We start from the raw sequence: 18,376 nt of genomic DNA on the forward strand, positions 1-18,376 counted from the left end.
ATACTGACCGGTCAGTTTGTAGGCTGGTTATGTCTATACAAGCATTTATACTGGGAGGGGTGAAGGAATTTGAATTTTGATTACTCTGATAAGGTGAAGCGGCTCCAGGAGCAGCTGACTGAATTTATGGACAAAAATGTTTATCCAAATGAACAGGCTTATGAAGAATTTGTAGAAAATCAGTCAGATCCGTGGGCTCGGGTACCGCCGGTCATGGAAGAGATGAAAATAAAAGCAAAAGAAGAAGGGCTCTGGAATTTATTTTTGCCTGACAGCGACTATGGACAAGGGTTGTCCAATGTGGAATACGCGCCTCTTTGTGAAATTATGGGAAGGTCTGTTATTGGGCCTGAAGTGTTTAATTGCAATGCTCCTGATACAGGAAACATGGAAGTTCTTGTTCGTTACGGTTCAGAAGAACAAAAAAGAAAGTGGCTGCTTCCTCTTTTAAATGGGGAAATAAGGTCGTGTTTTTCAATGACGGAACCGGACACAGCTTCCTCTGATGCAACTAACATCGGGGCAAGTATTGAAAGAGACGGTGACGAGTATGTCATTAACGGCCGGAAATGGTGGTCGTCCGGTGGAGGAGACCCCCGCTGCAAGGTAGCCATTTTTATGGGGAAAACGAATCCCGATGCCAACCGCTATGAGCAGCAGTCGATGATTTTGGTCCCGCTGGATACACCGGGGGTGACAATCAAACGCAACCTTCCCGTGTTCGGCTACAATCATGCTCCCCACGGTCATGCAGAAATTGACTATAACAATGTGCGGGTGCCAGCCTCTAATATTTTGTGGGGGGAAGGAAAAGGATTTGCAATCGCACAGGGAAGGCTTGGGCCGGGACGGATCCACCATTGCATGCGTCTGATCGGTTCAGCGGAGCGGGCGTTAGAGGAAATGTGCAGAAGAGTAAAGGACAGAGTCACTTTTCGGAAGCCTCTCGCTGACCAGGGTGTCATCCGTGAATGGATCGCTGAATCACGCATTGATATTGAACAGGCGCGGCTTCTGACTTTAAAGGCTGCCTACATGATGGATACTGTCGGAAATAAAGTGGCTAAAAAGGAAATCGCCATGATAAAAGTTGTGGCCCCAAGTATGGCACTCAGGGTCATTGACCGGGCGATCCAGGCATTTGGAGGCGCGGGTGTGAGTAATGATTTTCCTTTAGCCCACCACTGGGCCAATGCCCGGACGTTAAGGATCGCAGACGGACCGGATGAAGTTCACCGCCGGTCGGTAGCCAAGCTGGAGCTGAGTCACTATTCTTAATTTGAATGTGGAGGAAGATAACGATGCATGTTAAAGAACTGTTTAATTTACAAGGAAAAACCGCCATTATCACCGGAGGAGGCAGAGGGCTGGGAGAACAGATTGCAAAGGCCTTTGCCGAGGCAGGAGCCAATATTGTCCTTTGCTCACGCAAGGTTGAAGCGTGCGAGGCTGTAAGCGCCCAATTGCAGGAAGAAGGAGTAAAAACATTAGCTTTAAAATGTGACATTACGAATTCAGAAGATGTGCAGCAAGTGATTGAGAGAACACTCGGCACATTTGGAAAAATTGATATTCTCGTTAATAACAGCGGAGCCACATGGGGGGCGCCTGCTGAAGAAATGCCGGCTGAGGCATGGAAAAAAGTGATAGATGTCAATGTCACCGGAACATTTTTAATGTCGCAGGCTGCGGGAAGGGAAATGATTAAACAAAAGTCAGGGAAAATTATTAATATCTCGTCTGTGGCAGGTTTGGGAGGCACCGACCCAAAGGTAATGGATACGATCGGCTACAATACAAGTAAAGGGGCAGTCATGACATTCACTAAAGACCTGGCAGTCAAATGGGGCCAGTATAATATCAATGTTAATGCTATTGCGCCGGGCTTTTTCCCTACAAAAATGTCCAAGGTAGTGCTGGAACAAGGCGGAGATGCCATACTTGGACGCACGCCTTTAAACCGTTTTGGCAGTGAGGATGATTTAAAAGGTGCCGTTCTCTTCCTTGCATCCAAAGCTTCTGATTTTGTTACAGGCGACACGCTTATAGTTGACGGAGGTACCCACGCGTTTACGTAAGGAGTCACCCTATTTATGCTATAATGTGTGAAAAATAGCAGACATGAAAGGGATTATTAAAGTGAAAGAAAAAATTTTAGCAAAAAGCATTGGATTGTTTGAAAAGAAAGGTTTCAGCGAGACGTCAATACAGGATATTGTTGATGTCCTGGGAGTGACCAAAGGAACATTTTATTACTATTTTAAAAGTAAAGAAGAGCTTCTGATGGATATCCACCTCCGTTATATCAGCGATATTGTTGAGCATCAGAAGAAAATTATCGAGGATACCGGCAAAGACAGCCGGACAAAATTGTTTGATATCGTGTATATGCTTATAAAAAGTATAGAAACACAAGGCGCCAGTGCACGGGTTTTCTTCAGGGAAATGCGCCATTTAAGTGACAAGCATCTGGAGGAAATTATTCCGAAACGGGACCAATTTTTTGACCAGCTTAAAGCGATGATCGAAGAAGGGATGTCAAAGGGAGAGTTCAGAAACGATCTGCGCTCAGATATTGTCACGTTTGCTGTGTTAGGCGCGTGCAACTGGAGCTATCAGTGGTTTAATCCGAATGGACCGGTTCCCGATTACGAAATAGCTGAAATATATTTGGAGATTTTCTTAAACGGCATTCATACAAAGTAAATCACCTGATTGGAAACTTCTTTAAATTTAAAAGGTGAACAGGCAAAGAATACTTATAGCTTTAACATACTAACCGGTCAGTCAAAAAGGCTGGTAGAGGAAGTCCTTAACTAACTGAAAGGGAGAGATAGGAATGAGGATTGAAGCCATAAAGCAGGTTACGGTTGCTGGAGCAGGGTCTATGGGTCATCAGATCGGCATGCTGTTCGCGTTGGGAGGCTATCAGACGGTGATACAGGATGTGAACGAAGAAGCTTTAAATAAAGCTCAGGAAGCGTTAGCTTTCCAAATGGATAAATGGGTAAACAAAGGAAAGATTTCAGAATCCGAAAAAGATGCCTCGTTTTCAAGGCTGACTTTTACCACCAGCCTGAAAGAAGCCGTCCTTCATGCTGATTTTGTAGTTGAAGCAGTCGTCGAAAAACTGGATGTAAAAAGACAGGTGTTTGCCGAGGTTGACCAATTTGCCCCGCCGCACACTATTATTGCCACTAACAGCTCTACAATTGTCAGTTCATTAATTGCTGACGAAACAGAAAGGCCGGACAAGGTATGTAATATGCATTTCTTTTTCCCGCCTCTTGTCATGGACTGCGTAGAAGTTGTTAAAGGAGAGCATACATCTGACGAAACAGCCCAGATCACAATGGATCTCTGTGAAAAAATCAACCGGACAGCCGTTCTGATCAATAAAGAAATTTCCGGTTTTATCGCCAACCGTATTCTCGGAGCTTTAACGAAAGAAGCGGTAAACCTTTATGAAGAGGGTTACGCGGATTTTGAAGACATAGACTTGATTTGCACAAAAGCGTTAAAGCATCCGATCGGTCCTTTCGCTTTAATGGACCTTTCAGGAATTGATGTCGCTTATTTAGTTAATCAGCAGCGTTACGCAGAAACGGGTGATCCGGAAGATAAGCCCGCCAGATGTATAGAAGAAAAAGTTGAGGCTGGAACACTGGGCCGTAAAACAGGTAAAGGATGGTACGACTACGCCAAAGCGTAATGCTATTAATCTAAGAAGAGGTGAAAAGCTGTGAGCGAATTTATTCATGTGGAAAAAACAAACGGTGTGGCCGTCTTAACAATTGACCGTCCTCCGCTGAATGTCTTAAGTAAAAAGGTATTTAAGGAACTTGGGGAAGCATTCGATGCTCTTAAAGATGATCCTGAAGCTATTGCAGTTGTCTTGAAAAGTGCCGGTGAAAAAGCGTTTGTTGCCGGAGCAGATATTAAAGAATTTCCCGAGATGATCGGACGGGAAGACAGCAAGGATACTATTATGGAAGGGCACCGTGTTTTAGACGCGATTGACTCCTTTCCTAAACCAACCATCGTGGTCCTGGACGGTCTGACGCTGGGAGGCGGCTGTGAACTGGCTTTAACATTTGATATACGCATCGCTGAGGAACATGCCCAAATCGGGCTGCCAGAAGTCAAACTTGGGATATTCCCAGGGGGAGGGGGCACGCAAAGACTCCCGCGTCTCGTAGGAAAAGCGAAGGCTAAGGAAATGATGTATACAGGAGAGCCTGTTTCGGCACAAGAGGCAAAGGAAATCGGCCTGGTTAACCAGGTCACAGCAAAGGGAGAAGGCGTCTCTGAAGCAATAAAAATGGCTGGTAAAATGACCGGCTATTCGCTCCAGTCTTTATCCCGCATTAAGAAGGCGGTAAATGAAGGGATGGATGTGGGATTAAATGAAGGAATTGACCTGGAAGCAGGATTATTTGCAGACATTTTTCAAACAGAAGATGTAAAAGAAGGCGTGCGGGCTTTCATAGAAAAACGAAAGCCGTCTTTTAAGCATAAATAATCGTGAAAACAGAACGAGTATATAGATATATAGTCTTCTCAACATGCGGCTGATCAAACGAGTGGCTGATAAAAAGATTTGAAGGAGCTGGTATGACCATGGAAGATACAATTCCTGTGCGCCAGGGAGAAGAAATAAATACTGTCGCGCTTGAAAAATACCTTAGAGAAAAACTTGATGGCTTACCTGATAGCCGTTTGCTTATTGAACAGTTTTCTTCCGGGGCTTCAAACCTGACTTACCAGTTGACTGTTGGAGAATGGCAGGCGGTTCTCAGACGACCGCCTCTTGGCCCCGTAGCCCCGAAGGCACACGATATGCAAAGGGAATACACCGTGCTGAAAGAACTGCACCCTGTATTTCCTGCTGCCCCTCAGCCTTTTTTATACTGTGACGATGAATCGGTTATCGGCAGTCCCTTCTTCATTATGGAAAGACGCAACGGCGTTGTCCTGAATACGGAATTTCCTGAAGGGGCAGACGTTTCTGAAGAGCTTTGCAGGAAGATTTCAGATAAAATGGTCGATACTCTTGTCGAACTGCACACCATTGATTATAAAAAAACAGGTTTAGTTCATATGACAAAGCCTTATGGATTTATGGAAAGGCAGGTTGAAGGCTGGATCACCCGGTATGAACGGGCAAAAACCGGTGAGATCGCAGGCGTGGAACAGCTGAAAACCTGGCTGACGGCGAATATCCCTGTTTCCAGGGAGGCTACGGTCATTCATTATGATTTCAAGTTAAATAATACGATGTTTTCCGAAGATTTTTCTGAGGTAACTGGGCTTTTCGACTGGGAAATGACGACAGTAGGTGATCCGCTCGCCGATTTAGGTGCTGCCATGAGTTACTGGATTGTTAAAGATGACCCTGAACCCCTGCAGTATGCGATGGGTAAACCGCCGGTAACAGTCATGCCGGGCTTTATGTCGAGAGAAGAATTTGTAAAAACCTATGCTGAGAAAAGCGGCCGGGATGTCTCCGAATTCCACTTTTATTTAGCTTTTGCCTATTTTAAATTAGCTGTCATATGCCAGCAAATCTATTACCGCTGGAAAAAGGGCCAGACTCAGGATAAACGGTTTGCCAATCTGGACCGGTTTGTTGACCTGCTGATTCAACAGGCTCTGGCGACAGCGCTGGAAGAAGGTTAAACCAAATGACTTCTGGTAAAAGAAGAGGGGCCGTCTGATGACAAAAGTACACCTTCTTTTTAAAAAAGAAGAGATTAATGAAGAAAAGATAGATGGGAAAATAGCTGTCGTGTTCGATGTGCTGCTGGCTACTTCAACGATAACAGCTGCGCTGACGGACGGCGTTAAAGAAGTGGTTCCTGTACTCAACAGGGAAGAAGCGGAAAGCGAGTCGCTCGGAAGACAGGAAGGGACGTTCTTAATTGCAGGGGAACATGAAGGCAAAGCGATTGAAAACTTTCACGAGCCTAACCCGGTAAAACTGAAAAAACTGGTGGCAGGCAAGACAATGATCCTGTCAACAACGAACGGAACCGTCGCTGTCAGGAAGGCCTCTACAGCAAAGAAAGTCTATATCTCTTCCCTTCTAAATGGAAAAGCAGCCGCCGAGGAAATTGTAACTAACCATGCTGATGAAACAGTCGTTTTAATCTGTTCAGGTTCTTCCGGGGAGTTCTGTATAGAAGACTTTTATGGCGCAGGCTATTTCATTGATTGTCTGATGAAAAAAGAAGAGTCCTTTCCTGAACTGACGGACGCCGCTTATGCAGCTTATCTGTTTTACGAAAGGCAGAAAGATGAATCAGAAAAGGTGCTGTTACAGTCGAGAGTCGGGCAAATGCTGGCTGCGTCAGGTTACGGCGAGGAAGTGCGTTTTGTAGCTGACTGCGGGGCTTTAACTGTGGTCCCTTACTTACATGGTAAAAAAATAATTGTTTAATGAGTGGATGGAGGCTTCATACTTGCCATCCAATGAGACAGTCCAAATAGAGGAGCTGATTGAAATGGCTAAAGAAAGAACGGTCCGGGAACTAAGAGGAGGCAGTTACCTTCTGTCCCCTGTTTCAGAAAACGGAATATTTACTCCAGAAGATTCAACAGAAGAACATCGAATGATTGCCAGAACAGCGAAACAGTTTGTGGAGCGGGAAGTGGAGCCGAACAGGGAAGCGATCGAAGCCCAGGACTTTGATAAAGTGGTAACAGTGCTCCATAAGGCAGGGGAGGCAGGATTGCTTGGCCACAGTGTCCCGGAAGCTTACGGGGGCCTCGGGCTGGATAAAGTAAGTAAAGGGATTGTAGGCGAAGCCGTTGGGAGAACCGGTGGTTATGGAGTCGCCCATTCCAACCATACATGCATTGCGACGTTGCCTATTACGTATTTCGGAACGCCCGAGCAGAAAGAAAAGTACCTGCCTAAACTCGCTTCGGGTGAGTATATAGGTGCTTATTGTTTAACAGAACCGGCAGCGGGATCAGATGCCATGTCCGCCAAAACAACCGCTTACCTGAATGAAGAGGGCACCCATTATGCGCTGAACGGGACCAAGCTGTATATTACAAATGCTGAATTCTCGGACACCTTTATTATTTACGCGAAAGTGGACGGAGAAAAATTCACGGCATTCATTGCAGAGCGGAATTTCCCAGGTCTTTCTCTCGGCCCTGAAGAAAAAAAGATGGGTATTAAAGGATCTTCCACCCGCTCGGTTATCCTGGAAGACTGCCAGGTGCCGGTTGAAAATTTACTGGGGGAAGAAGGCCGCGGCCATGTCATAGCTTTTAATGTCCTTAATCTTGGCCGGTTTAATTTAGGCTCGGCGTGCGTAGGGGCTGCCAAGCATGCGCTGGAACTCGCCCTTTCTTATACAAATGAAAGAAAACAGTTTAAGAGACTGATAGCTGATTTTGGCGCAACAAAAGAGAAAGTCGCACACATGGCTGCGCGTATTTTTGCAGCAGAGTCTCTGCAATACCGGACGGCTGGCCTGCTGGAAGACGCCCTGGGCGATTTGTACGATTCTGAAGATGCTAAGCTGACAGGCAAACGGATGATGGAGTATGTGACCGAGTGCGCGGTTTGCAAAGTCTACTCTTCAGAAACTCTGGACGGAATAGTGGATGAGGCTCTGCAGCTTCACGGGGGCAGCGGGTACATAAGTGAGAACAGGATTGAACAAATGTACCGCGATTCAAGAATCAACCGGATTTTTGAAGGGACAAACGAAATTAACCGCCTGATTATACCTAATCTTCTTTTTAAGAAAGCTGCAGCAGGTGAGATACCGATTCAGGAGATGATCAGTGAGGCAAAAGGAGAGTTGAAAAGTGAGAAAGACAGACTTGAAGGCCCACTGGCCAAGGAAAAAGAAGCGGTGTTGTCAATCCGCAGAATTTTTCTCATATTGGCAGGAACGGTTAATGAAGAACTAGGCGACCGGCTTCAGGAAGAACAGGACACGATCATGAAATTATCAGATTTAGCCATCCTCCTGTATGCTGCAGAATCAGCGGTGGTGCGGGCAGCTAAAGCTATTGGTAAAAACGGGGCGGAAAACGAGCGGTTAAAAGAACAATTAGCGGTTCTTGTGACGAGTGAATCGGCATGGCAGGCGGAGATTGTTGCCAGAAAACTGGCTTCTGGAATACTTTCCGGCGACAAGCTGGATCAGACTGTCACTATGATTACAGAGGAGCTTGGACAGTATCGGGCGGAAGGGTTATCAGCCAAATACCGGGAAATCGCTGCTGTTTTAAATGACTCGCAAAAATACGTTTGCTGAAGCGGAAAATGTGGCAGAAAGGAATAATAGTTTGAATTAATCTGCCGGTTCACTGCCGGCGAAGGCTTACAAAAGATAGAGTTAAAGAGAGGGGAATTTAAGTGAAAGCAATACAGATGAAAGAATTTGGCGGACCGGAAGTTTTAAAAGAGGTAGAGTTATCTAAGCCTGCTCCTCAGGGCAGGGAAGTGCTAATAGAAATAAAAGCGATTGGCGTCAATTATGCCGATACAGCAAGAAGAGAGGGGCAATATGTTGTCTCCACGCCTTTACCGTACGTACCGGGATCGGAAGTAGCCGGTATTGTGGCTGAAGTAGGCGATGAGGTAACAAATGTACAGCCGGGTGCAAGAGTAGTGACGTTAATAGGGGCTGACAATGCGACTGGATATGCTGAGTATACACTTGCTGATGAACGGTCAATTATTCCGGTTCCGGAAGGGGTTGATTTTAACCACGCAGTGGCCCTCCCGTTGCAGGGGCTTAGTGCCTGGCACGTGTTGAAAACGATGGGACGGCTGGAAGAAGGGGAAACCGTGCTCGTGCATGCTGCAGCCGGAGGAGTCGGAACGATTGCCGTTCAGCTTGCTAAGCTGTTTGGGGCAGGAAAAGTGATTGCTACAGCCAGCACCGAAGAAAAACGTGACCTGGCAAAAGAACTGGGGGCAGATGAGACCGTTGACTACACAGAAGAAGGCTGGGAAAAGCAAGTGTTAGAGATGACAGATGGAAAAGGGATCGATGTGGCGCTTGAAATGGCCGGCGGGGATATCTTTCATAAGACGCTGTCGTGCCTTGCGCCTTTTGGAAGACTTGTCATATATGGAGTTGCAAGCGGTGAACAGCCCAAATTTTACCCTGCTTCCTTAATGGAGAAAAATCAGTCGGTCATCGGCTTTTTCCTTCCGCAAATTATGAAAAAGCCTGAGTTGTTAAAGTCAAGCCTTGGACAACTGCTGGCTTATACACAAAAAGGAGAGTTAAAACTGATTATCGGCGGGGTGTATCCTCTGGAAGAAGCGGCAAACGTTCACTCAATGCTTCAGGGGAGGAAAACATCAGGGAAGCTTATTCTGACTCCTTAAGTCATAAAAGCAAAAAAACTGTTGAAAAATTATGAAAATATCAAAAATTCTGTTTCTCATTTTTGAAAATTGTGGTATTTATAGGAGAGTGCAGCCTGTCCATTTCCAACTAAATCTTTGAAAGGTGGCGGTTCGTTATGATGAAAGGTAATTTGCTGATTTCTTCGATGATTGAGAGAGCTGAACGTTTTTATCCTAAGAAAGAAGTCGTTTCCAGAACGAGTGCAGGGGTCCAGCGGTTCACTTATAAAGAGATAGGAAAGAGAACAAGGAAGCTGGCAAGCAAGCTGAAAGAGTTCGGAGTTGAAAGAGGGGACCGGATTGGAACGTTAGCCTGGAACCACCACAGGCACCTGGAACTGTACTTTGCCATTCCTAGCATCGGTTCTGTGCTTCATACCATTAATATTCGTCTTTCACCTGAGCATATTATTTACATTATTAATCATGCAGAAGATGAACTGATTTTTGTAGACGAGGACGTTTTTCCATTAATTGAAGCCGTACACGACAAACTGAAAACAGTGAAAGCCTATATTGTTATGACTGATAACGAACTGCCGGAGACGAGTGTGGACAATGTTTATTCTTATGAAGAATGGATTTCGGCTGGAGATGAGAATTTCGAGTATCCAAAAGATATAGAAGAAACAGAACCAGCAGGTATGTGCTTTACGTCCGCGACGACAGGCAATCCAAAAGGAGTCGTCTATACCCACAGATCCACCGTGCTTCACAGTATGAGCCTTGCCTTCGCTGATTCACTCGGTACAACGGAATCCGATTCCATTATGCCGGTCGTTCCGATGTTCCATGTGAATGCGTGGGGAATGCCGTATGTTGCTACGTGGTTAGGCTCCACTCAAGTGATGCCTGGCCCGCGTTTTACACCTAAAGTGCTGGCTGAACTTATTCAGGACGAAAAAGTAACAGTAACGGCAGGCGTGCCGACAATCTGGCTCGGTTTGCTAAAGGAGCTTGAAGAGAATGAATACAATACTGAGAGCCTGCGGGCTGTTGTTTGCGGCGGGTCGGCAGCGCCGTTAGGAATGATTAAAACATTTGAGAAAAAATACAATGTTCCATTCCTGCATGCTTACGGTATGACTGAAACAAGCCCGTTAGCGACGGTTTCAAGACTGAAGAGCTATCAGGAAGACTTACCGGAAGAAGAGCGTTTCGAAATCCGCGCGAAGCAGGGGCTTCTGGTGCCGGGCTTGGAAATGAAGGTAGTCGGCAGCCAGGGCGAAGTGGCCTGGGACGGACAAGATATGGGTGAGCTACTTTTAAGAGGTCCGTGGATTGCCGATGATTATTTTAAAGACGACCGCGGAGAAGAGACATTCGTAGACGGCTGGCTTCACACTGGAGATGTCTGTACGGTTGACGAGGAAGGGGTCATCAAAATTGTTGACCGTACGAAAGATCTCATAAAGAGCGGCGGTGAATGGATTTCCTCGGTGGATTTGGAAAACGCTCTCATGGCTCATGAAGGGGTATTTGAAGCATCCGTGGTGGCAATTCCTGACCCTGAATGGCAGGAACGGCCGGTGGCATGCGTGGTCTTAAAAGAAGGGCATGAAACTGTCTCTAAAGATGACATCCTTGATTATTTAAGGCCGCAGTTTGCTAAATGGTGGCTGCCGGATGACGTCATTTTTATGGAAGAAATTCCGAAAACATCAGTCGGTAAGTTCCTGAAGCGGGCCCTGAGAGATAAGGTGAAGGAACATTATGAAACGGTTAATCAGGCAAGGTGATTGGAAGGTAACTCTTGAGGGACGCAGGTGTCGGACTGCGTCAGCTTGAGCCCCCATAGTAAATATGGGGGCTTTTTCCCGTGAAGAAGGTGGCTCAAGGAAATAAAAGAGAATGGAAAGGTTGGGAACGGAGGGGCTCTTTAGAGTGAGAATCTGAGTAAGAAGCTAATTAACACTTGAAAATTATATACCTACCCCTGTATATTGGACTTAACAACTCTTTCTAGGAGGTCTTACTTTGGAGAAACATATTGATACAGCTATTATAGGCGGAGGGATTTCCGGTCTTTCCGCAGCTATTTATACGTCTCAAGCCGGATTAACCACCACAGTCTTTGACACAGGAAAATCACAATTAAAGCCTATATCTAAGGTGTATAACTACCCGGGTTTTCCGGAAGGCATTTCAGGAAAAGAGTTAATCTCTAAAATGACGGACCAATCGAAGCAGTTCGGGACTGAAATCGTTACACATCAGGTGGAGAAACTCGAAAGATTGGCTCATTCAAGTGAGGAAAGCCGTTTTAAACTCACCTTTTCTTCTGAAGAGGGCGGCCAGCAGACGTTGTCAGCAAAATACGTCATTGTAGCTTCCAATATCTATCTTAAACCTTTGAAAGATCTTGGAATTGAAACGGAAGTAAGCCCTGCAGTGCCGAGCGGGAAAATCTCACGTGTCCGGGGCGGCTCCTGGAGCGGCGAAACACACATTCCGGGGCTTTATGTTGCCGGGCTGCTGTCGGGCGTTCCTACCCAAAGTATTATAGCGGCTGGGCAGGGGACTCAGGCAGCGATGGAAATTATTTCAGCTGAAAAAGGAAAAGCACACGTCTGGCATGATAAGTAGTCATGCGGCGGGTGTCCGTCCTGTGCAGAAGATGGTAAGAGCAGCACATTTTTAATGGTATGAGGGATGATGCATTATATAAAGCCAATTGAATAAGTAAGTTATTTCCTTTAGGCTCACCTGAATAAAATGATTCAGAGTGAGCTTTTTTAATAAAAATTGGACATTATCGGCATTTTTCGCATAATTGTTCGTAAAAAACATCTAATAATTTCCATAAAATGAGTTATATTAAGGAGGTATGAGTCAAATTTTGCAATATTGCAGACCTATGAAGGGCGGGGGATGACAGGTGTGCGGTTTTATTGGTGAATTAAGAAATAACGGGATTGAGGCAATAGAGTCGACTGTATGGTACAGCGCTCTTGAAGCTATTCATCACCGGGGGCCGGATGCGACTGGCCTTTATAAAGACGAAAATATCCAATTTGGATTTAAAAGGCTGAGTATCATTGACCTTGAGAATGGCCATCAGCCGTTTTCTCTTCAAAACAGGTACCACCTTATATTCAATGGTGAAATTTATAATTATATAGAGCTCCGGCAGGATTTAATCACTCAGGGATATACGTTTGAAACTGATTCAGATACCGAAGTGCTTCTTAATCTGTATATTTCAAAAGGAAAAGAGTGTGTGAAAGAACTTCGGGGGATGTTCTCTTTTGCTGTATGGGACAAAAAAGAGAAAACGCTCTTTGCAGCACGTGATCCTTTTGGTATAAAACCTTTTTATTATCATGAATCACCTGAACAATTATTTTTTGCTTCTGAACTAAAAAGTATTGATGCTTATAAATCACAGGGAAATCTATCAGCCGAAGCCCTGCAGCATTATTTGACTTACCAGTATGTGCCTGAACCTCTTTGTTTAGAAAAAGACGTAAAGAAGCTATTACCCGGGCATTTTTTAACTAAAAAACCGGATAAAGCACTGGAAATCGGCTGTTTTTATAAAAAAACATTTCATCCGGTGAAGAGCGCTCTGGGAGAGAATACAGTAAAAATCAGAAGAGCGCTGGAGGATTCTGTAGAGAAGCATATGAGGAGCGACGTGCCTGTTGGCGCTTTTCTGTCAAGCGGAATTGATTCAACAGCTATCGTAGCCCTGGCTAAAAAGTTTAATCCGGATTTAAAAACCTTTACTGTCGGATTTGAACGTCAAGAATTCAGTGAAATTGAAATTGCAAAGGATACAGCTGACAAGCTGAACGTCGAAAACATTAATAAAATAATTACGCCGTACGAATTTATTGAAGAATTGCCTAATGTTATAAGGCATATGGATGATCCTGTAGCTGACCCTGCCGCTGTTCCGTTGTATTTTGTGGCTAAAGAAGCGAGCAAGCATGTCAAAGTCGTGCTTTCAGGTGAAGGCGCCGATGAGCTTTTCGGAGGCTATAATATTTACCGGGAGCCGCTTGCGTTAAGCTGGTTTAATCTTATGCCTTACGGGTTTAAATCTTTTATCCATAATAAAGCTCTCCGCCTCCCTTCAGGACTGAAAGGAAAGAACTATTTTCTGAGAGGGACGACCCCGCTGTCTGAAAGGTATATCGGGAACGCGAATTTACTAAGTGAAGCGGAAAAGAAAGAGATGCTGAATGGTTATGAATTCTCAAATCCATTTACAAAAATAACAGCAAAGTTATATAAAGAGGCCGAGTCTCTGGATGACACGCTTAAGATGCAATATATTGACCTTCATACCTGGCTTCCAGGCGATATTCTGGTTAAAGCCGACAGAATGACAATGGCTCATTCGATTGAGCTTCGTGTCCCGTTTCTGGATAAAGAAGTTTTTCAGGTCGCCAGAGAGCTTCCGACAAATCATAAAATTTCACACGGCACGACAAAATACGTGTTAAGGGAGGCTGTAAAAGAATTTATCCCTGAATCTGTGCTGCGCAGAAAAAAGCTGGGTTTCCCTGTTCCTATTCGTCATTGGTTAAGAGAGGAACTTTATGACTGGGCCCGCTCGGTGATTCGTCACAGTCCGACGGATTATCTCTTTAAAAAAGAGTATGTCCTGACCCTGCTTGATGAACATGCCGCAGGAAAAGAAGATCATAGCAGAAAGATCTGGGTAGTCATTTGCTTTATGATCTGGCACTCTGTGTATATTGAAAAGGAGCCTTATGCTAACCACCTTTACAAAACGGCTGATTTATAAAAAAATAATGTTTTCCCGTTGAGTAAGGGCGGCCCCAATGCAGAAGGGGCTCCATAGCTTAACATTAACCTCCCCAACCATTTCGACGGTCTTGGGGGTTTTTTATTTATTAGTGATGTACAGCAGGCTGGAAGTTCGCTTAAAAGATGGAATAGTGAGGCTTTTTAAACAAGTTTGAAAGAAGGAAGATTGATTGACTTTTCGCTGGTATCCCATTAAAATAGCAAACGTTGTACTTTAATGCTTAAAAGCGTTTAAGCGAAAAGGCGTTTTTATTTTTTGAAAGCCAGTTCAGGAAAGCAGGTTTTACTTATGAAACAGTCTAATAATAAAATTGAAGATACAAAGTCAGAAATAGAAGGCCAGGGCGGGGAGGTTAATGGCTGGGAAGCTCTTATCGTGGTCGCGGTGATTGTAGGCATTATCGCAGTATCACTCCTCTCACTTGGGGCTGAGCCTCACGTCCCTCTATTTCTTGCTGTAGTCTTCTTAGCAATATATAACTTTACGAAAAGGCAGCCGTGGAGTCTGCTTGAAAAAGGAATCGTTAATGGAATTAAATCAGGTATTATTCCAATTATGATTTTTATGCTGATTGGTATACTGATTGCCGTGTGGATGAAGTCAGGGACGATTCCGACATTGATCAGCTACAGCTTTAACTTAATATCTGTCAATTACTTCCTTCCAAGCGCTTTTTTAGTAACTGCGGTTATTGGCATTTCTATCGGCAGTTCATTTACCACAGCCTCTACAATAGGAATTGCTTTTATGGGGCTTGGGAGCGGACTTGGATTTGATCCGGCTCTCACAGCCGGTGCAGTGGTCTCAGGCGCATTACTGGGCGACAAGATGAGCCCATTATCTGATACGACTAACCTGGCTTCTTCCGTAAGTAAAGTCGATCTGTTTGACCATATACGTTACATGATGTGGACGGCATTCCCGGCGTTCATTATCAGTTTGATTCTCTTTTTTATCATTGGAAGCCGTCAGGGAGATATGACAGGGACAGAGATGGCTGGCTGGATTGACTCTTTAAATGATGCCGCAAATGTTCATCCGGCAGCTTTAATACCTGCCCTTGTAATGGTTATTTTAGCCATGAGAAGAGTACCTGCAATCCCGGCGATGCTGACGGGGATTATTCTCGGCTTTATCACAGCGGTCACTCTTGAGGGGCAGATCATCCTGCAGGAATGGATGCCTCTTATTCAGAACGGATTTGAAACAGAAACCGGAAACAGCCAGCTTGATAACCTGTTAAACCGCGGAGGGCTGCAAAGTATGATGTGGGCGGTTTCGCTTCTGCTTTTGGCTCTCAGTATGGGCGGCATTCTTTCATCTTTAGGCATTATTAACGCGTTAATTGCTTCTATTCAAGGCTTTGTATCAACGAGAGGCCGGGCAGTCATGACTGCTGTGTTATCAGCTATGGGATTGAATGTCAGTTTAGGAGAACAGTATATGTCGGTCGTCCTGACAGGTGAAGCGTACATTGAGCGATTCAGAGAGATGGGACTGGAGGGGAAGCATTTGTCGCGGGCGCTCGAATCAGGGGGAACCGTCGTCAATGCCCTCATTCCATACGGCGTCAGCGGTGTCTTTATGGCAAGTGTCCTTGAAGTGCCAGTATTAGCCTATTTGCCGTTTGCCTTTTTCTGCCTGCTGTGCCCGGTCATTACGCTATTTTACGGATTTACGGGAATTAGTATGAAGACGAGGTAATGGCGAAGTTGCTTGCAATTGGGGAGTTGAGGGGGAACTGCCGGGGTGACGAGGAATGGCAGTCGTTGGGCGATTTTTGTCGAAAATTGTTATACGGTAGAGTTGGACGATTATACGGTAGAGTTGAGCATTTATACGGTAGAGTCGGACGATTATACGGTAGAGTTCCGGCTTTATACGGTAGAGTCACACGATTATACGGTAGAGTGTTACGATTAAAACGTAGAGTCTCCATAATAAAAACTCCCAGGGCGCCCGTCCTTGGGAGTTTTTTCATCAAACCAAACTTCTGCTGTTAACATTCCGTTCATATTTCTGTGTAAAAATAGTTAGGTGAAGTATGCTATAGATAAAAGAAGCTTGTAAAGGAGAGGGGCGGGATGAATCGTCCGGTTAAAATATTAACAGTCGAAGATGATCCGAATATTACCGAACTGATAGAGATGTATATGTTGAAAATGGGTTTTGAATCACTCATTGCTTTTGATGGAGAAGAAGGATTGGAAAAGTTTTTTGATGAGTCTCCTGATTGCATTATTTTGGATTTAATGCTGCCTAAGATAGACGGCTGGGAGGTCTGCAAAACGATTCGTCTGGAAGACCCGCTGATCCCCATACTTATGCTCACAGGAAAAGGGGAAAGCTATGATATTATCAAAGGACTGGAAATAGGCGCCGATGATTATATCGTTAAGCCTTTTGACCCAAATGAGTTGAGTGCCAGAGTGAAAGCTGCGTTAAGACGGACAAAAATCTCCGGCGAAATTAAAGAAAGTCTGGCTTTTTCCAATTTAAAAATTAATATGCAAGAGTTTAGGGTTTTTGCGGGAGATGAAGAACTTATCATGGCTCCTAAAGAAATGGCACTCCTTTATAACTTTGCGTCTAACCCAAATCAGGTTCTTTCAAGGCAGCAGTTATTAGACCGGGTATGGGGATATGATTTTGACGGAGACCCCCGTACCGTTGATGTCCATATCAAACGAGTAAGAGATAAACTGGCCAGCCACAGCTCAGAATGGTCAATCACGACGATCAGAGGAATAGGCTACAGATTTGAGGAAAAATCCCATGATTAAAACAGGAAACATTTTCAAAAAGCTGTTTTTAAGCTATTCCTTAATCATATTTCTTTCGTTCGTGTTATTTGGGCTAGTGTTTATTTACTTATTTCATATAAATCTTTATGAGGAGTATGAGGAAACATATACACACCATTATAATCAAGTGAAGAATCATCTGGAATTGCAAAGCCTTTACGGCTGGAACAATGAGGAAACGGCAGCTTCTTTAGAGTCAGCGTTGAATCAAAAAGGTTTTAGTATTATAGTGTACAACTCAGACGGGGCTCCCATTTATGTGCCGGACGATACCGTAACGGCAGTCAATGGAATAGACGCTGAACTCATTAGAGCAGCAGTGGCTGGAAACATGGTTTCTGAGGGAACCAGAATAGACGGCAGTTTAAGTTACCTGATTGCATCACCGCTCACTGTTTCTATGACTGACGAGTCTTTTACAATGGCTATGATCTTTTATGATCTGGATCATGAATACCGGCAAATGGTGTTTATGATACTTATCACTTTTACAATTACCATTGCTTTTGCAGGAGTTATTTTATGGTTTATCTCACGCAAAATCACCGCCCCTCTCCGTGATATGAATAATATTGCGATGAAGTACGCAAAAGGAGATTTCACCCACACTGTAAATGTGGCCTCTAATGATGAGATAGGCCAGCTGGGGCAAACATTTAATTATATGGCAGATGAATTGAACAGTCTTGAGCAAATGCGGAAAGATTTTATAGCTAATGTCTCCCATGATTTGAGATCCCCCTTAACATCGATAAAGGGTTTCCTGGTGGCTCTGCTTGACGGGACCATACCTGATAAGAAAAGAGACCACTATTATCTGTTAATGAAAGATGAAACAGAGCGTGTAATTAAATTAGTTAATGATACTCTTGATATGACCCAGCTGGAATCCGGTAAAATAAAATTAGAACAAGAAAACTACAATTTGCAAAGGCAGCTGCAAAGGATCGTTGTCAAACTTGAACCCCAGCTGACTAAGAAAAATATTGAGTTAGAAATTATCTCTGATGATAAAGATATTTATGTGTTCGCAGATCCGGCCCGTATTGAACAAGCATTGATAAATCTTTTGCAAAATGCGATCCAGTTTTCAGCTGGAAAAGCTAAAGTGACTATTTTTCTCGAAAAAAATAAGGATGAAGCGAGCATAAGGATTGAAGATACAGGAAAAGGAATTGCTCAGGAAGAATTGGCCCTTATTTGGGAGCGGTTTTACAAAGCTGACCGTTCACGGACTGATAAAGCGGGAACAGGGATTGGCTTATCAATTGTTAAATCGATTATGGATTTACACGGAGTTCCAATTCATGTCGAGAGTCAACTAGGCAAGGGCACGACCTTTTCATTTACACTTCCTTTAGGCAAAAATAAGGATGACTAGCAGCGGTCACCAGGGGCTCAGCA

General features: G+C 44.4%; 16 protein-coding genes. All 16 read left to right on the top strand.

Going from position 1 to position 18,376, the window contains the following annotated elements; genetic code table 11:
* The first annotated feature begins 69 nt into the window (after positions 1–69).
* The 16 genes from K8O68_RS02615 to K8O68_RS02690 all read left to right on the top strand — a co-directional run bounded on the left by K8O68_RS02615 (position 70) and on the right by K8O68_RS02690 (position 18,353).
* Complete coding sequence (locus K8O68_RS02615) at positions 70–1,278, top strand: acyl-CoA dehydrogenase (protein WP_230895385.1); 1,209 nt, start codon at positions 70–72, stop codon at positions 1,276–1,278.
* Between the two features lie 23 nt (positions 1,279–1,301).
* The gene (locus K8O68_RS02620) at positions 1,302–2,078 is read left to right on the top strand and encodes an SDR family oxidoreductase (protein WP_230895386.1); all 777 of its coding nucleotides are present in this window, start codon (positions 1,302–1,304) and stop codon (positions 2,076–2,078) included.
* A gap of 61 nt (positions 2,079–2,139) precedes the next feature.
* Positions 2,140–2,706: a TetR/AcrR family transcriptional regulator gene (locus K8O68_RS02625; RefSeq protein WP_230895387.1), complete on the top strand. Its 567-nt coding sequence runs from the start codon at positions 2,140–2,142 to the stop codon at positions 2,704–2,706.
* A 133-nt stretch (positions 2,707–2,839) separates the two neighbouring features.
* Positions 2,840–3,712: a 3-hydroxyacyl-CoA dehydrogenase family protein gene (locus K8O68_RS02630; protein WP_230895388.1), complete on the top strand. Its 873-nt coding sequence runs from the start codon at positions 2,840–2,842 to the stop codon at positions 3,710–3,712.
* 30 nt (positions 3,713–3,742) lie between these two features.
* Complete coding sequence (locus K8O68_RS02635) at positions 3,743–4,522, top strand: enoyl-CoA hydratase (RefSeq protein ID WP_230895389.1); 780 nt, start codon at positions 3,743–3,745, stop codon at positions 4,520–4,522.
* Between the two features lie 98 nt (positions 4,523–4,620).
* Positions 4,621–5,679, top strand: coding sequence for a phosphotransferase family protein (locus K8O68_RS02640; RefSeq protein WP_370640471.1), 1,059 nt, complete (start codon positions 4,621–4,623; stop codon positions 5,677–5,679).
* A gap of 37 nt (positions 5,680–5,716) precedes the next feature.
* Positions 5,717–6,439 carry a 2-phosphosulfolactate phosphatase gene (locus K8O68_RS02645; RefSeq protein ID WP_230895391.1) on the top strand — a complete coding sequence of 241 codons (723 nt, stop codon included), beginning with the start codon at positions 5,717–5,719 and terminating at the stop codon, positions 6,437–6,439.
* A gap of 64 nt (positions 6,440–6,503) precedes the next feature.
* Positions 6,504–8,282, top strand: a complete 1,779-nt coding sequence (locus K8O68_RS02650) for an acyl-CoA dehydrogenase family protein (protein WP_230895425.1) — start codon at positions 6,504–6,506, stop codon at positions 8,280–8,282.
* Positions 8,283–8,383: 101 nt separating this feature from the next.
* Complete coding sequence (locus K8O68_RS02655; protein WP_230895392.1) at positions 8,384–9,367, top strand: quinone oxidoreductase family protein; 984 nt, start codon at positions 8,384–8,386, stop codon at positions 9,365–9,367.
* A 137-nt stretch (positions 9,368–9,504) separates the two neighbouring features.
* The gene (locus K8O68_RS02660) at positions 9,505–11,127 is read left to right on the top strand and encodes a long-chain fatty acid--CoA ligase (protein ID WP_230895393.1); all 1,623 of its coding nucleotides are present in this window, start codon (positions 9,505–9,507) and stop codon (positions 11,125–11,127) included.
* A 238-nt stretch (positions 11,128–11,365) separates the two neighbouring features.
* Positions 11,366–11,974: an NAD(P)/FAD-dependent oxidoreductase gene (locus tag K8O68_RS02665; RefSeq protein ID WP_230895394.1), complete on the top strand. Its 609-nt coding sequence runs from the start codon at positions 11,366–11,368 to the stop codon at positions 11,972–11,974.
* A gap of 292 nt (positions 11,975–12,266) precedes the next feature.
* Positions 12,267–14,144 carry an asparagine synthase (glutamine-hydrolyzing) gene (gene asnB / locus K8O68_RS02670; protein ID WP_230895395.1) on the top strand — a complete coding sequence of 626 codons (1,878 nt, stop codon included), beginning with the start codon at positions 12,267–12,269 and terminating at the stop codon, positions 14,142–14,144.
* A gap of 312 nt (positions 14,145–14,456) precedes the next feature.
* On the top strand, positions 14,457–15,872 hold the full coding sequence (nhaC, locus tag K8O68_RS02675; RefSeq protein WP_230895396.1) for a Na+/H+ antiporter NhaC: 1,416 nt from the start codon (positions 14,457–14,459) through the stop codon (positions 15,870–15,872).
* 45 nt (positions 15,873–15,917) lie between these two features.
* Complete coding sequence (locus tag K8O68_RS02680; protein ID WP_230895397.1) at positions 15,918–16,091, top strand: hypothetical protein; 174 nt, start codon at positions 15,918–15,920, stop codon at positions 16,089–16,091.
* A gap of 161 nt (positions 16,092–16,252) precedes the next feature.
* Positions 16,253–16,951 (top strand): response regulator transcription factor, encoded by a 699-nt coding sequence (locus K8O68_RS02685; RefSeq protein ID WP_230895398.1) that lies wholly within the window; start codon positions 16,253–16,255, stop codon positions 16,949–16,951.
* Positions 16,944–18,353: a sensor histidine kinase gene (locus tag K8O68_RS02690; protein WP_230895399.1), complete on the top strand. Its 1,410-nt coding sequence runs from the start codon at positions 16,944–16,946 to the stop codon at positions 18,351–18,353. Before K8O68_RS02685 ends, K8O68_RS02690 begins: the two co-directional genes overlap by 8 nt.
* Positions 18,354–18,376 lie beyond the last annotated feature (23 nt).

The organism is Salipaludibacillus sp. CUR1 (genome assembly GCF_021028955.1).
Classification (GTDB): domain Bacteria; phylum Bacillota; class Bacilli; order Bacillales; family Salisediminibacteriaceae; genus Salipaludibacillus.

Excerpts from the sequence above, each read along its gene's own strand:
- K8O68_RS02630 (WP_230895388.1), top strand. The coding sequence starts at position 2,840 with ATGAGGATTGAAGCCATAAAGCAGGTTACGGTTGCTGGAGCAGGGTCT.
- K8O68_RS02640 (WP_370640471.1), top strand. The coding sequence starts at position 4,621 with ATGGAAGATACAATTCCTGTGCGCCAGGGAGAAGAAATAAATACTGTC.
- K8O68_RS02650 (WP_230895425.1), top strand. The coding sequence starts at position 6,504 with ATGGCTAAAGAAAGAACGGTCCGGGAACTAAGAGGAGGCAGTTACCTT.
- K8O68_RS02660 (WP_230895393.1), top strand. The coding sequence starts at position 9,505 with ATGATGAAAGGTAATTTGCTGATTTCTTCGATGATTGAGAGAGCTGAA.
- K8O68_RS02620 (WP_230895386.1), top strand. The coding sequence starts at position 1,302 with ATGCATGTTAAAGAACTGTTTAATTTACAAGGAAAAACCGCCATTATC.
- K8O68_RS02685 (WP_230895398.1), top strand. The coding sequence starts at position 16,253 with ATGAATCGTCCGGTTAAAATATTAACAGTCGAAGATGATCCGAATATT.
- K8O68_RS02645 (WP_230895391.1), top strand. The coding sequence starts at position 5,717 with ATGACAAAAGTACACCTTCTTTTTAAAAAAGAAGAGATTAATGAAGAA.
- nhaC (WP_230895396.1), top strand. The coding sequence starts at position 14,457 with ATGAAACAGTCTAATAATAAAATTGAAGATACAAAGTCAGAAATAGAA.
- K8O68_RS02690 (WP_230895399.1), top strand. The coding sequence starts at position 16,944 with ATGATTAAAACAGGAAACATTTTCAAAAAGCTGTTTTTAAGCTATTCC.